14 protein-coding genes are annotated in these 14,764 nt (G+C 64.7%); 8 read left to right on the plus strand and 6 right to left on the minus strand.

Translation table 11 applies throughout. The features are described from left to right. Window positions 1-65: 65 nt before the first annotated feature. Genes MO1_RS14500 through MO1_RS10175 form a run of 4 tightly spaced genes read right to left on the minus strand, consistent with a single transcriptional unit; the run spans window position 66 to window position 4,093 of the window. The gene (locus MO1_RS14500) at window positions 66-1,085 is read right to left on the minus strand and encodes a polysaccharide pyruvyl transferase family protein (protein ID WP_082724402.1); all 1,020 of its coding nucleotides are present in this window, start codon (window positions 1,083-1,085) and stop codon (window positions 66-68) included. Beyond that, window positions 1,082-2,254 carry a lipopolysaccharide biosynthesis protein gene (locus MO1_RS10165; protein WP_060915964.1) on the minus strand — a complete coding sequence of 391 codons (1,173 nt, stop codon included), beginning with the start codon at window positions 2,252-2,254 and terminating at the stop codon, window positions 1,082-1,084. Before MO1_RS10165 ends, MO1_RS14500 begins: the two co-directional genes overlap by 4 nt. 31 nt (window positions 2,255-2,285) lie before the next feature. Beyond that, window positions 2,286-3,335 (minus strand): glycosyltransferase, encoded by a 1,050-nt coding sequence (locus tag MO1_RS10170; protein ID WP_060915965.1) that lies wholly within the window; start codon window positions 3,333-3,335, stop codon window positions 2,286-2,288. Continuing rightward, window positions 3,332-4,093: a glycosyltransferase gene (locus MO1_RS10175; RefSeq protein ID WP_167542032.1), complete on the minus strand. Its 762-nt coding sequence runs from the start codon at window positions 4,091-4,093 to the stop codon at window positions 3,332-3,334. The genes MO1_RS10170 and MO1_RS10175 overlap by 4 nt, the downstream gene beginning before the upstream one ends. Window positions 4,094-4,516: 423 nt before the next feature. Between MO1_RS10175 and rplM the strand changes: the two genes are divergently transcribed. The 8 genes from rplM to MO1_RS10215 all read left to right on the plus strand — a co-directional run bounded on the left by rplM (window position 4,517) and on the right by MO1_RS10215 (window position 12,176). Continuing rightward, window positions 4,517-4,963, plus strand: a complete 447-nt coding sequence (gene rplM / locus MO1_RS10180) for a 50S ribosomal protein L13 (protein ID WP_036309904.1) — start codon at window positions 4,517-4,519, stop codon at window positions 4,961-4,963. Between the two features lie 29 nt (window positions 4,964-4,992). Beyond that, window positions 4,993-5,478, plus strand: a complete 486-nt coding sequence (rpsI, locus tag MO1_RS10185; protein ID WP_020098671.1) for a 30S ribosomal protein S9 — start codon at window positions 4,993-4,995, stop codon at window positions 5,476-5,478. A 7-nt stretch (window positions 5,479-5,485) separates the two neighbouring features. Continuing rightward, window positions 5,486-6,829: a phosphoglucosamine mutase gene (glmM, locus tag MO1_RS10190; RefSeq protein WP_060915967.1), complete on the plus strand. Its 1,344-nt coding sequence runs from the start codon at window positions 5,486-5,488 to the stop codon at window positions 6,827-6,829. A 65-nt stretch (window positions 6,830-6,894) separates the two neighbouring features. After that, entirely contained in the window at window positions 6,895-8,412 is a 1,518-nt protein-coding gene (gene wzy, locus MO1_RS10195; RefSeq protein ID WP_060915968.1) for an O-antigen polysaccharide polymerase Wzy, read from the plus strand. Between the two features lie 195 nt (window positions 8,413-8,607). Beyond that, complete coding sequence (gene rfbA / locus MO1_RS10200; protein WP_060915969.1) at window positions 8,608-9,477, plus strand: glucose-1-phosphate thymidylyltransferase RfbA; 870 nt, start codon at window positions 8,608-8,610, stop codon at window positions 9,475-9,477. Between the two features lie 2 nt (window positions 9,478-9,479). Continuing rightward, window positions 9,480-10,478 carry a dTDP-glucose 4,6-dehydratase gene (gene rfbB, locus MO1_RS10205; RefSeq protein ID WP_060915995.1) on the plus strand — a complete coding sequence of 333 codons (999 nt, stop codon included), beginning with the start codon at window positions 9,480-9,482 and terminating at the stop codon, window positions 10,476-10,478. A gap of 2 nt (window positions 10,479-10,480) precedes the next feature. Further along, window positions 10,481-11,878 (plus strand): dTDP-4-dehydrorhamnose reductase, encoded by a 1,398-nt coding sequence (rfbD, locus tag MO1_RS10210; RefSeq protein ID WP_060915970.1) that lies wholly within the window; start codon window positions 10,481-10,483, stop codon window positions 11,876-11,878. Between the two features lie 127 nt (window positions 11,879-12,005). Further along, window positions 12,006-12,176 (plus strand): CsbD family protein, encoded by a 171-nt coding sequence (locus tag MO1_RS10215; RefSeq protein WP_036309909.1) that lies wholly within the window; start codon window positions 12,006-12,008, stop codon window positions 12,174-12,176. A 145-nt stretch (window positions 12,177-12,321) separates the two neighbouring features. Here MO1_RS10215 and MO1_RS10220 read toward each other — a convergent pair whose 3' ends face one another. Further along, window positions 12,322-13,785 (minus strand): glutamate-cysteine ligase family protein, encoded by a 1,464-nt coding sequence (locus MO1_RS10220; protein ID WP_060915971.1) that lies wholly within the window; start codon window positions 13,783-13,785, stop codon window positions 12,322-12,324. A gap of 74 nt (window positions 13,786-13,859) precedes the next feature. After that, entirely contained in the window at window positions 13,860-14,609 is a 750-nt protein-coding gene (locus tag MO1_RS10225; RefSeq protein WP_060915972.1) for a GntR family transcriptional regulator, read from the minus strand. Window positions 14,610-14,764: the final 155 nt, after the last annotated feature.

Here is a 14,764-nt window from a genome sequence, read left to right on the forward strand (position 1 = left end):
AGTTCAATCATCCTGCCACACGCCCGATGTCGAACAGATGACGAGGCGGTAGCCACAATGCTCAACTAGGCCGCAGCAAGCGACGTCAATAGTTGAGTCAATCCGCTGCGCGCTCGTTCTCGCGCATCGTCCAGGCTCTCCCGGGCTGCCACGTGACGGCTGAGCGGGTCAACTTCCTGCAGGGTTTCAACCCTGGGTACGCCGAATTCATCAGCGAAAGCAGTGACCTTTGCCGATTTCCCGACCGCCACCATGGGCGTTCCCGACAAGAGTGCCATGTAGAGGGCGTGCATTCGAGAAGCCACCAGGAGTCTCGATCTCGCTATCGTGCCGTACGCGTCTTGCCAGGTGGCCGGACCAGCGATCGAAGCCGCAAATTCTGGAATCCTGGCGCGCGCCGCGTCCGGCAAGTCGTCGAGCCCACCGCCCTGAGACATCCTCAAGAGTGCAACCTCTCGCCCAGCGGCGATCTTCTCGATGACGCGGGCGTTCAGCTGGTCCACGTCTCTAAAGTTCATCGCGAAACTGACGAGCTCGGGGGACCGATCGGCCTGTGGCGGCAGGGCGCCCTCGAGGAGGCAAGCGTCCGCCGCGAGGTACCCGCGTCCGTGCAGGTTCCTACGCACTCGTTCAAGTGATCGCGAGTCTCGAACCCATACCGCCGCCCCCCTGACGCCGGTGCTGAGCAGCAGACGCGGGATGGTGCGCTCCACGGGATCGCATCCCACCCCGAAGTACCCGAGCGGAGTCCTGCGCGCGGCTGCCACGACGCGGGTTGCTGCAACAAGGCGTGGAAGGCCTCCGATCAAAGAGGATCGGTTATCGTCCTGCAGCATTGTTCCGCCACCAACGATTACCGCATCCATCTCCCCGACAAATCGGGAGAGGTCTCCGAGTCCGGTTAGTTGACGTCGCGATGCACCATCGGTCCTCACCTCGCCAAAATCGACGGCGACGGCGTGATGACCGCGGGTCGCGATGGCGGCTGCGAGGACATCCGTAAGGAATGCGTCGCCGAGATTAATCGCATTCCCGTCTTCGCCTGTCCTGTCCGCGGAGATGATCCCGATGTTCAACTTATTCATGGTGCCTTTCGGTGCGCAGCTCGGATCGCAAGAATCAGTCCGCCACCGAGCACTGCCTCGCTGGCAAGCATGCTGACGGGGGCCCCGGGGGCGCCAACCAGGGGGAGAAGAACCAAGCTGCTGGCAACAGCCACGAAGCCGGCGCAGAGCGACACGGTGATCTTTGATCGCACGCCGCCCAGAGCGAGGGTGAGGGCGGACAAGAGGTAGTTGCCGAACTTGGCGGGCACCGTGCAAGCCATCAGTGAAAGGACCAGCAGGGGCGTCAAGTTCTGATCGAACAGAATCTCGAGGGGCGTGCGTGCGACGACAATGGCGGCGCCAAGAAGGAGGCCACCACCAGCGAACACAGCCCACCACACGAACCAAAATTGTGGTGACATCCGGCGAATGCGAGGCAAGAGCTGTTGCGAAGCGACCGCCGGAGCAATCTCCATCGGCTGGATGACCCGCAATATCACCGAGAGAACGGCAACGGCCTCTACAGGCAGCATCCAGGTCGCCAGCAGGTAAGGGGTTTGGGAGTAGAGCCCGCTCAGCGCTCCAGCCACTCCATATTGCAGAACTGAGCGAATACGCGGGGTGGCCTCCGAATCGACCAACGGTGTTCGTTTCGCCAGAACCAGCATTGTCAGCAGAACCGCGAGTGAAGCGATCGGCAAAATGGCCACGAAGTAGATCGATCCAGCGAGCAGCCCGCCGCCGACGACCGCGAGTTTGGCGACCGCTGATAGTCCGTCTCCGGCCGCGAATCCCAGGTCATCGCCCTGGCGAAGTCGCACCGAGCGGGCGACTCTCGTCACAGAGTCGATGCCCTGGGTTGCAGCAAGGCTGCCGACGATCAAAAGACCATGCATGTGGTCGGCCCACGGCAACGCGAGCAATGAAAACAGCGTCGCGGCCACTAACCCGCCTGCGGAGAGAACGAGTTGGATGCGAAGCGCGAGCGCGAGAATCCGTCTGCCGACCGCGTCGGACGCGAGAAGGTATGTCGCTGCTCCAGAGTCGGTGAAAACGCCGAAGGCCGCGACGACGCTGAAGGCGGCGATGAATGACGGGCGAATTTCCTGACCGACGAGTTGCGCACCCACGACCATGACGAGCAGCTGTACGAGCCGCAGCAAGACCGAACTCGTCAGAGGCGCCAGTAACCGAGCGATTTTCTTCATTTGCGTTTCATGCGCCTTGATCCGAGAGTTCTCAAAGGTTCCCGATCTGGGATCTCATCTCGCGGACGACATCGTCCCAGGACCAGAGCGCTCGAGCCCCCGACCCCGCCCGTTGCGCCGAGAGTGCCGTCGCGAGCGCCCGTCCCATGGACGCAGGAGTTGGGTCCGCGACGAGAGGGTAGTCACCGAAGATCTCCGACATCCCACTGTCGCTGGTGATGACGGCGGGGATGCCGAAATACTCTGCTTCGGCGATGGGGAGCCCGAAGCCCTCGTCTGTCGACGCCATGACTACGACCGCAGCGGTAGACAACGACCGTTCGTACTCTTGCGGTGTGACGAACCCGGGGAAATCGACAGCCGATGAGATCCCGAGTTCTTGTGTTCGCGACTTCAGCTCAGCAGCGTAGGCGTCGCGGGCGCCGAGGACCGTGAGTCGCGCCTCCGGATGTTCTGCGGCCACGCCTGCCCATGCGTCGATGACCAACTCTGGTCGCTTGTTGTTGTGGTGGCCGAACGTCACAACGTGCGGGGTGTCCGGTGCTGCGTGTTCGTGCGACGCCCAACGCCGTGCATGGTCTCGCCCGTTTTCAATCACGAATGTTCGAGACTTCGGTGCAAACTGTCGCGTTTCGCGCTCGGCCTTAGCGGAGATGCAGACATTGAGGTCGGCCCGATTCGCCGACACCTCCCACAGCTTTCTATACAGGCGCTGTGCGAGTGGGAATTCTTGCGGGTTCTTTTTGTGCCGCCAGTCGTGCTGGAAGCACAGTCGTTTGGGGCCTTCGCCGAAAGGCGAAACGATCGGGCTGAGGGAGATCAACACGTCCGCAGCGAAGTTCTTCGCGGCTCTCGGAGCCTTCAAGAGTTGGCCGAATGCGCGGCTAGTGACTTTTTCGTTATTCACCACGACGACGTCGACATTCGCGTCCGCAAAGTCTGAGGTCGCCCAGGTCCCGGCGATAAGCAGTAGCGCATCGTCAGGGAACGTCTCCGACCAGGCCCGGACTATCTCAGACGCGTGAAGCCGCATTCCGCCGGACTTCTCCGTCGCTCCGAGGATGTCGAACGCGACCCTCACGCTGCGAACTCGCGGTCAAGTCGAGCAGCCGTTCGCTCTGGCATGACCGACAGTAGGTACGGGTAGCGGGCGTAGAACTTGACCATCGAGGGGATCTCTCGACGCCAAGCGGCGAATGAAGGCTTTTTTGTGTCTCGCGCCCATCCGTGCCGCCACTGCACGTTTCCCGTCACAAGGCGTCTGATGCCGCGAGCGCGAGCCCGCATGCCCAAGTCGCTGTCTTCGTAGTAGACGAAGAAGTGCTCGTCCCAGGGGCCCAGATCACGCAGTGTGTCGCGGCGGCCGGCTACCGCCGCACCCATGAACCAGGCCACGTCGATCTCTTGGCCAGCTTCCGCAAATCGGCGGTAGCCCGAGGCGCTGCTGTTGTTCTGTAGTCGGTTCAGGACTTTGAAGGCGAGGAACGGGTACCCACGCCCGTTCGGCTGCAACGAGCCGTCGGCGTTGAGCAGCTGAGGGCTCACGATCCCCTGAGTTCGCTCCACCGCTTCCTCGAGGGTCGGGAGCGACTCTGGAAGTACTCGAACGTCCGGGTTCACGAATGCGACGTATTCGCCCACCGAGTTCTCGAAGCCGCGATTGTTGGCTGCGCCGAATCCGACGTTCTCCGGGAGCCGGATCACCTTCGCGCCCAGCTGCTCCGCAACCTCGACGGAGTCGTCTTGCGACGCGTTGTCGACGACGATCCATTCGAGCGAAGCGCTCAAGTCAAGGTCGCTCCAGAACTCTCGAAGCGCTTTGGCGCTATTGAAGGTCACTGTCACCAGGCTCCAGCGCGGCGCAGTCGGCGTTGCATCGTTCATGGTTGCTCCTGGGGCTCGGTTCGCAGAGGGGGACAGCCGTGGGGCAATCGGGAACGGTTGCGAGTCCCTGATTGCTCGCTGCTCGGGCTTCGCTGGCCGAGGCGCCGAGCTCTGCCCGGCACGCGTGCAAGCTAGCACCTCCGTGTAACGGGCGTGTCACCTTTGTGCGCGCTACGACCCCAGCCTGGGGTCCATTGTCGGCTGCTGCGTCAGTGAGGGTCAGGACGGTGTATGCTTATTCATTGGTGCCTGCGCCCTGCTGGCCTGGCACCGCGAACGTGAGCCCTCCACTGGCGTGTTCGACCGGCATCCCGAGCGAACCACCCCGGAGTGGGATTCACGAACTTCTCCGTTCGAATCAATGAAAGCAGCACTACTGTGACGCGCACATACACGCCCAAGGTTGGTGAGATCACCCGTGAGTGGGTGGTCATCGACGCATCCGATGTCGTCCTCGGCCGCCTTGCCTCGCACGCTGCCACGCTCCTGCGCGGCAAGCACAAGCCGACCTTCGCGAACCACGTCGACACCGGCGACTTCGTGATCATCATCAACGCCGACAAGGTGGCCCTTACCGGCCAGAAGCTCGAGCAGAAGAAGGCTTACCGCCACTCGGGTTACCCGGGCGGCCTCAAGTCGGTCACCTACGCCGAGCTCCTCGAAAAGAACTCGGTTCGCGCTGTGGAGAAGGCCGTCCGCGGCATGCTTCCCAAGAACAGCCTGGGTCGTCAGCAGCTGACGAAGCTGAAGGTCTACCGCGGTGCTGAGCACCCCCACGCTGCACAGCAGCCCACCACGTACACCTTCGACCAGGTCGCCCAGTAAGCGCCGCCGAGAAGAATAAGGATTATCTGATGGCGAAGATCGCTGACTCCCTCGACCAGACCCCTGAGAACTACTCGACCGAGACCCCGGCCGCCGCTGAGGCTGCCCCGGTCCGTCCCGTGCTCTCCGTTCCCGGTGCCGCTGTCGGCCGCCGCAAGCAGGCCATCGCCCGCGTTCGTCTGGTTCCCGGCTCGGGCACCATTACGGTGAACGGCCGCACGATCGAGGACTACTTCCCCAACAAGCTGCACCAGCAGCTCATCAACGACCCGTTCACGGTCCTCGGCCTCGCCGGTGGCTACGACGTGATCGCCCGCATTTCGGGTGGTGGCCCCTCGGGCCAGGCCGGCGCCCTGCGCCTCGGCATCGCGCGGTCGCTGAACCAGATCGACGAAGAGAACAACCGCCCGACCCTCAAGAAGGCCGGCTTCCTCTCCCGTGACGCTCGCGTCAAGGAGCGCAAGAAGGCTGGTCTCAAGAAGGCGCGTAAGGCTCCTCAGTACTCGAAGCGTTAATCCTTCGATGGCACTGTTCGGGACAGATGGTGTGCGCGGCCTTGCAAACGGCTCGCTCACCGCAGATCTCGCGCTGACCCTGGCCCAGGCGACTGCTGTCGTCCTGGGCCAGGGCCGTATCGCGGAGGCGCGAAAGGCCACAGGCAAGCGCCTGACGGCCGTCGTCGCTCGCGATCCGCGCGTGTCAGGGCACTTCATCAGTGCCGCCGTTGCCGCCGGGCTCGCATCATCCGGTGTCGACGTGCTCGACGCCGGTGTGCTGCCGACGCCCGCCGCAGCGTTCCTTGTGAGCGACATCGACGCCGACTTCGGCGTGATGATCTCCGCGTCACACAACCCCGCGCCAGACAACGGCATCAAGATCTTCGCGCGCGGCGGCGTCAAGCTGCCGGACCTCGTCGAGAAGCGCATCGAAGAAGCCATGACCGGCCCGAAGCTTCTGCCGACCGGCGGAGCCGTCGGGCGCATCAGCCGTTTCGCTGACGCCGAAGACCGCTACGTCGTGCACCTGCTCGCGTCGATGCACACCCCGCTTCGCGGTCTGCACGTCGTGCTCGACTGCGCCCATGGCGCCGCTTCGGGTGTCTCACCCGAAACGTTCCGCGATGCGGGAGCCAAGGTCACCGTCATCGGTGCCGACCCGGACGGCGTCAACATCAACGAAGGTGTCGGCTCGACCCACACCGACGTTCTCGTCGCCGAAGTGCTCCGCACCGGCGCTGACCTCGGCATCGCCCACGACGGCGACGCCGACCGCTGCCTTGCCGTGGACGCCGATGGACGCGTCATCGACGGTGACCAGATCATGGCGATCCTGGCCGTCTCGATGAAGGAGCGCGGTCTGCTTCACGAGAACACCCTCGTCGCCACCGTGATGAGCAATCTCGGTCTTCACCGCGCGATGGAAGCCAACGGCATCCGCCTCGAAACAACTGGCGTCGGTGACCGTTACGTGCTTGAGCGGATGAACGAAGGCAAGTTCTCTCTCGGAGGCGAGCAGAGCGGCCACGTCATCATGAGCGAGTACGCCACGACCGGTGACGGGCTCCTCACTGGTCTGCATCTCGCCGCCGAAGTCGTCCGTCAGCGGAAGCCGCTGTCGGAGCTCGCGAAGATCATGACCGTCTTCCCGCAGGTGCTTCTCAACGTGAAGGGTGTCGAGCGCTCACGCGCCACCGACCCCGACGTGCTCGAAGCCGTCGCCGTCGCGGAAGCCGAACTCGGCGACGCGGGCCGCGTGCTGCTCCGCCCGTCAGGTACCGAGCAGCTCGTTCGTGTGATGGTCGAAGCTGCGTCGGAGAACACGGCTTACAAGGTTGCCGAGCGGCTCGCGGAGGTCGTAAGGCGCTGACGGTTGTCTCCAACAACATCCCCAGTGTGAGCTGGTTCGCCTCCCGCACCTAGCATGGTGACATCATGACCAGATCACCCCACGAGGCTGCCCTCAGCGAACTGCGCATTGGGGGCGCCTCGTTCGCCGTGATCTACCTAGTTCTGCTCTGCCTTGTCGCGCCACTTCTGATTGTGGCTTTCGAAGACGGCGCCTACAGTGTGCTGGCGGCGACGATTGGATTGGCACTCGCGTTTTTGGCGATGTTCGAAATGCGCCGCGTAGGTCACCCGCTGACGCCCGCCGGTATTGCGGCTATCGGTGGCATCCTCATTTTCGCTTTGCGGCCGATCACCGTTCAGTCCAGCGGCTACACCACCCCGGGCGCGCTACTCGACTCGCGAACGTTTGTCGGTCCGACCGTCGACGCGGGGGTGGCGTCCCTCGGCCAGGTCGCAACGTTTTACGCAGCATTCGGGGTCTGTTACTTCCTCATCCAGGCCAGACGTCGGGTCGCTGCGAACACGATGAAGCTCAATGCGCTGTGCTTTAGCGAAACCACAGTCCGGCGCGCTGGATTGATCTTGGTTTTCGTAACAATCTTCGCGGTCGGCTGCGCCGTTCTGCTGGTGCAATCGTCAGGGGGCCTTGCGGCTCACTTCTCGGGCGTTTCAGTTCGATCCAGCTTCCTCGCTGGCCGCTATTACTTGACGCTCGGTTACTTGCCCCTCACGGTCGCGCTAGTGATGTATGTGCTCGTGCGCCGGTTCGCTGGTCTGAGAGAGTGGAACGGCGGCGCCCTCCTCGCAGCCGCAGTGCTCGTGGCAGTCGGGTTCACGACTGGTGGTCGTGGGCCATTGCTACTCGGTGTCATTCTTCCCATTCTGATCCTTAAGCAGACTGGTCCATCTCGGTTCACTGCTCGAACTCTGACGTTGATCGGTGGAGGACTCCTGGTAGGTGCCATGACCATGTCGCTCTTTCTTCGGGAAGGCGTTTACGATGAGGGAGCTTCGATCCGAGCGCTTCAGGCGAACCCGCTCGGCACACTGATGGAGCGATTGACATCAGGTGCTGAGACCCGGCCGTTCGACAGCCTGATCTTGCTCAACGAGGTGGACGCAGCCGGGCAGGTGCCGTGGCTGTTTGGCCGAACATACGCGGCGGTCCCGACGTGGTTCGTTCCGGGTGACCTCATCCCTTGGAAGGACGGCGGCGCGAATACATGGTTCACCCGTGAGTACGTGCCTCGTTTTTACTATCCGGACAAGATCGAGACCAGCATCTCGGCCATCGGCGAGGCTTATGCAAACTTCCGCTGGGTCGGAATCGTGGTTGTCGGCGTCCTTGTCGCCGTAGCAGCCGCGAAGCTGAGTGTGAGACGGTCCGGAGACGGATTCATGAAGACAACGACTATTGCGGTTCTCACCCCGCTGTTCTTCTCCTTCATCCGTGGCGATGCATTCCAAAATCTGTCGACCGTGATCCTGATCCTCGCCTTTATCGGCCTCTTCAGGGCCGGGCTTGGTCGGCTAAAGGTCGGGGAGGGCGTTCTCCCGGCGGTTCGTATGCGACCCGCTAAACCGTCGCCGCAACCGGTCTAGCCGCGGTCGGGGTGCATTCGAGGGGGCCCTACCTGCCTAGGCTCGTTGCGGCGTTGGACGAATCGTGAGGGCGGCCGTCGCTTGCGGAGTTGACCGTCTGACTTCCTGTAATGAGCCGGTAGCCTCCACCCAGTAGGCTTCGAACGCCCCGACGAGGCGGCATTCCGGTCGACGGATTCACACAGTGGGGGACTCATGAAGGGCATCATTCTCGCGGGCGGCTCGGGCACGCGGTTGCACCCGATCACGCTCGGCTCCTCGAAGCAACTGATCCCGGTGTACGACAAGCCGATGATCTACTACCCGCTGACGACGCTCATGCTCGCCGGCATCCGCGACATCCTGATCATCACGACCCCGCACGACGCCGTGCACTTCGAGCGCTTGCTCGGTGACGGATCCCACCTCGGCATCAACCTGACGTTCGCGCAGCAGCCCTCGCCCGACGGCCTCGCCCAAGCGTTCACCATCGGCGCTGACCACATCGGTGACGACAAGGTCGCCTTGGTCTTGGGCGACAACCTGCTCTACGGACCCGGTCTCGGTTCGCAGCTCCAGCGATACAACGATGTCGACGGCGGCGCCGTCTTCGCCTACTACGTCGCAGAACCCAGCGCCTACGGCGTCGTCGAATTCGACGGCGACGGTCGCGCGGTCTCGCTCGAAGAGAAGCCCACCGAGCCGAAGAGCAACTACGCCGTACCTGGCCTGTACTTCTACGACAACGACGTGGTCGAGATCGCCCGCAACCTCAAGCCGTCGCCCCGCGGCGAGTACGAGATCACCGACATCAACACCGCCTACCTCGCCGCCGGCAAGCTGCAGGTGGAGGTGCTTCCGCGCGGCACGGCCTGGCTCGACACCGGAACCTTCGACCAGATGCTCGACGCGGGCGAGTACGTCCGCACCATCGAGCGTCGCACCGGCCTGAAGATCGGGGTGCCCGAAGAGGTCGCATGGCGACAGGGCTTCCTCTCCGACGACGAACTCCGCGCCTGCGCGCAGAAGCTCGTGAAGTCCGGCTACGGCACATACTTGCTCGACATCCTGAACAGAGGCGAATGACCTTGGCACACCTCCTCGTCACCGGCGGCGCCGGCTTCATCGGCTCGAACTTCGTGCACCACGTCGTGGAGCACACCGACCACACCGTCACCGTGCTCGACAAGATGACCTACGCGGGCAACGAGGCGTCGCTGGTCGGCCTCCCCGAGAATCGCGTCGACCTCGTCGTCGGTGACATCGCCGACGCCGAACTCGTCGACGGTCTCTTCTCGAAAGCGGATGCCGTCGTCCACTACGCGGCCGAGTCGCACAACGACAACTCGCTGCACGACCCGCGGCCCTTCCTCGACACGAACATCATCGGCACGTACACACTCCTCGAAGCCGCTCGTCGCCACGACACCCGGCTGCACCACATCTCGACCGACGAGGTGTACGGCGACCTCGAACTCGACGACCCCGCCCGCTTCACCGAGGACACCCCCTACAACCCGTCCTCGCCCTACTCGTCGACCAAAGCCGGCAGCGACCTCCTCGTTCGCGCCTGGGTCCGCTCGTTCGGCGTCCGCGCGACGATCAGCAACTGCTCGAACAACTACGGCCCGTATCAGCACGTCGAGAAGTTCATCCCGCGACAGATCACGAACGTGATCCGCGGCATCCGCCCCAAGCTGTACGGCAAGGGTGAGAACGTGCGCGACTGGATCCACGCTGACGACCACTCCTCGGCCGTCCTCACCATCCTCGACAAGGGCCAGATGGGGGAGACCTACCTCATCGGTGCCGACGGTGAGAAAGACAACAAGACCGTCGTCGAACTCATCCTCGAGCTCATGGGCGAAGCCCGCGACGCCTACGACCACGTCACCGACCGTGCCGGACACGACCTGCGCTACGCGATCGACTCCACGAAGCTCCGCACCGAGCTCGGCTGGACGCCGTCGTACCGTGACTTCGAAGCGGGGCTCGCCGCCACCATCGACTGGTACCGCGCGAACGAGAGCTGGTGGGCTCCGGCCAAAGACGGCGTCGAAGCCTTCTACGCCAGCAAGGGCCAGTGACCATGACGGAGTTCGGCAAGGCGCTCGCGCCCACCGAGACCGGCATCCCCGGACTCGTCGTCTGGGACCTGCCCGTTCACGGCGACAGCCGGGGCTGGTTCAAGGAGAACTGGCAGCGCGAGAAGATGACCGCCGCGGGCCTGGCCGACTTCGGCCCCGTGCAGAACAACATCTCGTTCAACGACGCCGCCGGGACGACCCGCGGCATCCACGCCGAACCGTGGGACAAGTGGGTCTCGGTCGCGACCGGCCGCATCTTCGGCGCCTGGGTCGACCTGCGTGAAGGCCCCACCTTCGGCACCGTCTTCACCACCGAGCTCGACCCGTCGCGTGCGATCTTCGTGCCGCGAGGAGTCGGCAACTCGTACCAGACCCTCGAACCCGACACCGCGTACACCTACCTCGTCAACGACCACTGGTCGCCCGACGCGTCGTACTCGTTCCTCAACCTCGCCGACGAGACCGCCGCGATCGCCTGGCCGATCCCGCTCGCCGACGTCGAGATCTCCCCGAAAGACCTCGCCCACCCGCGGCTCGCCGACGTCGTGCCCATCCCGGCGAAGAAGACCCTCATCGTCGGGGCGAACGGCCAGCTCGGACGCGCCCTGCGCGAGGCCTACGCAGACTCCGCCTCCGTCGAGTTCGCGGGACGCGAAGACCTCGACCTCACGAGCGACCTCACCAGCGCGCGCCGCTGGCGCGACTACGGCACCCTCGTCAACGCCGCCGCGTACACCGCAGTGGATGCCGCCGAAACCGACCGCGCCGGAGCCTGGGCCGGCAACGTCACCGCCGTCGCACAGCTCGCCCGCATCGCGACCGAGAACGGCCTGACCCTCGTCCACGTGTCGAGCGACTACGTCTTCGACGGCACCGCCGACGCGCCCTACGGCGAGGACGAGCCGGTCGCACCGCTCGGCGTCTACGGCCAGACCAAGGCCGCCGCCGACGCGATCGTCGCCACGGTTCCCCGTCACCACATCGTCCGCACCTCCTGGGTCATCGGCGAAGGCAAGAACTTCGTCCGCACGATGGCCTCGCTCGCCGAGCGGGGCATCTCGCCCTCGGTCGTCGACGACCAGATCGGGCGTCTCACCTTCACCGACGAGCTGGCCCGCGGCATCCGTCACCTGATCGACGGCGATGCGCCGTCGGGCGTCTACAACCTCACCGGCGCAGGCGACGCGGTCTCGTGGGCAGAGATCGCGGCAGACGTCTTCGCGCACTCCGGCCACGACCGTGCGCGCGTGACGGGGGTGTCGACCGACGAGTACTTCGCCTCGGCATCCGGCCCTGTCGCGCCGCGACCCCGGTGGTCGGTGCTCGACCTCGCGAAGATCGAGGCGACCGGGTTCACGCCGCGCGACTGGCGCGAGTCGCTGAGCGACTACCTCGGCTGAGCCCTGCCCTTGGCCTAACTCATCGTCCGGCGATTGGCCAGGGGGTGGTCGGTATCGGAGGCCCTGCTTAGCGTGGTTGGCCTCGGGACGTTCCGCTCCCGGACCGATCGACGGAAGGACCAGTTCTATGGGACTCGACGACAAGATCAAGAACGCTGCTCAGGACCTCACGGGTAAGGGCAAGGAGGGCGCCGGCAAGGCGACCAACGACGAAAGCCTCGAAGCCGAGGGTCACAAGGACCAGACCGCCGCCGACCTCAAGCAGGCCGGCGAGCACGTCAAGGACGCTTTCAAGTAAAAAGCGACCTCCGAACGCCCGGGCTCCGAACGGACCCGGGCGTTCGGCGTTCCCCGGGGAGACCCACCCGCCGCTGCACTGGCGGCCGGGCGAGGCGGATCCGCATAACCCCGGACGTTCGGCTAGGGCGTCCGGCGGCGCGGCGTCAATTCCAGGTATGCACCGGCTCGTTCGTATGCATCGCCTCGCGGTACTCCAGCAACGTGGCACGGAGAGCGTCGGCCCGCTCCATCCCCGAGCGCGCCCGCATCCGTCGGACGAACCAGTCGGCACCGTTCGTCTTGGTCGCACAGCGACCCTCGATGATCCCGAGGTAGCGGTCACGCTCTCCGGGGGAGACGCCCCACGTGTCGAGACCCTTAGCGGCGAGGGGGAGAAGCGTGTCGAGGATCAGCTTCGTCGCCGGCACCTGACCGATGCCTGGCCACGACAGCCGTGCGTCGATACCCACCCGCGCGGCCGACTGAAAGTTCTCTCGGGCTGTCGCGAACGGCATCCGCGACCACACCGGGCGCTCATCCTCCGCCAGGGAACGCACCAGGCCGAAATAGAAAGCAGCGTTCGCGACCGTGTCGACCACCGTCGGACCGGCCGCGAGGATGCGGTTCTCCACGCGCAGGTGCGGCACGCCATCGGCGACGTCGTACACCGGCCGGTTCCACCGATACACCGTGCCGTTGTGCAGCTTCAGCTCCGCCAGCGACGGCACCCCACCCGACTCGAGCACGTCGAGCGGGTCCTCGTCGTCGATGATCGGCAGCAGCGCCGGGAAGTAGCGGACGTTCTCTTCGAACAGATCGAACACCGACGTGATCCAGCGCTCGCCGAACCACACCCGCGGACGCACGCCCTGCGCCTTCAGCTCCTCGCTGCGGGTGTCAGTCGCCTGCTCGAACAGCGGGATGCGCGACTCGCGCCACAGCTCCCGCCCCAGCAGGTACGGCGAGTTCGCCGCGACCGCGAGCTGCGCACCCGCGATCGCCTGCGACGCGTTCCAATACGACGCGAACTGCGCCGGCGAGGTCTGCACGTGGAACTGCGTACTCGTGCACGCCGCCTCGGGCACGATCGAGTCGGCCGTCGTCTCGAGTCGCTCACGACCGGCGATCGAGATCGCGATGTCCTCACCGCGCGCGTCGAGCACCTGCTCGTTCAGCAGGTCGTACCGCGAGTCGTCGCTCAGCGTGCTGCGGCTCAGGTGCGGCTCCGCGAGGGTGGGCAGGATGCCGATCATCACCAGATGCGCGCCGAGATCCTCGCTCCGCTCCTCGGCATCGTTGAGCTTCTGCCGAAGGCCGTCCTCGAACACCGTCAGACCGCCCTCGCGGAGCTTCGCTGGCGGCACGTTGATCTCGACGTTGAAGCGACCGAGCTCCGTCACGAACGCGGGGTCGGCGATTGCTTGCAGGACCTGCTCGTTCCGCATTGCGGGGTCTCCGACGGCATCCACAAGGTTCAGCTCGAGTTCGAGGCCCGTCATCGGGTCATCCGTGTCGAAGCGGGCTTCGCCCAGCATCCGTTCGAAGACGTCGAGGTTCCGACGGATCTTCTCGCGATGAAGGGTGCGATCGGCACCGGTGATCTCTTGCTTCTCGACTTCTTCTCCCACCCCGCCACGATAGGTCGGGTCGTCGCGAACGCATGGGGCGGTTGACAAGCGTTGCGCTCGTCCCGCACCGCGTCTCAGCGGATGCCGACGTAGAAGCGCGACTCCTCGCTGCGATGGAGCGCGTGGTACAGCTCGAAAGGTACGCCGTCGGCATCCCACGCCACCGACTCGATTGCCAGGACCGGCTTTCCGGACGCCAACTCGAGCAACTCGGCATCCTTGCGGTCAGGGATCACTGCGCTGATCCAGCGATCCGCGCCGCTCGGCTCGACACCGAAGCGGCGGCGGAGGAGCGCGTACAGCGACGCGTTCTCGAGCTGCGTCGGCGACAGGGTCGGAAAGCGCTCGGCGGGCAGAACCGTCTGAACGAGCAGCCACGGCGTCTCGTCGACGCTGCGGAGTCGACGCAGGCGGACGACAGGATCGCCGACCCCGATCTTCAGGTGGTCCGCCTCACGGGCGTCTGCCTCGCCTGTCGAGAAGTCGAGGACCCGGGTCGAGATGGTGCGGCCGGTGGGAGCGAGGTCGTCGGAGGATCCGGTGACGGCGCCGACGAACTTCAGTTCCGGCCGTTGGGGTGCCACGAAGGATCCGCGCGCGCGCACTTTGTAGATGAGTCCGTTCCGGACGAGCTCGCCCAGAGCCTCCCTGACCACGGTGCGTGAGACCCCGTAACGGTCGATCAGCTCGGACTCCGAGGGCAGTGCCTGATCAGGTCGGAGAACGCCCTCCTCGATCTCGCTTCGCAATCGGCGCGCGAGCTGTTGCCACAGCGGTACGTCGGCATCGCGATCGAGCGTGCTGTTCGTCGCACGTGTCGGCATCTGTACTCCTTCGCCCTGCGGCTCGGCGTCGAGCGTATCAACCTCGCAATTGACATCGCGGGTTCGCTGTCCCTACTTTAGTCATTACCAACTTGTAATGACAGGTTGGTAAGGACATGTTCTGATCCGCGCACTCAACGAGCGAGTGCCCGACT

This window comes from Microbacterium oleivorans NBRC 103075 (genome assembly GCF_001552475.1).
Classification (GTDB): Bacteria; Actinomycetota; Actinomycetes; order Actinomycetales; family Microbacteriaceae; genus Microbacterium; species Microbacterium oleivorans.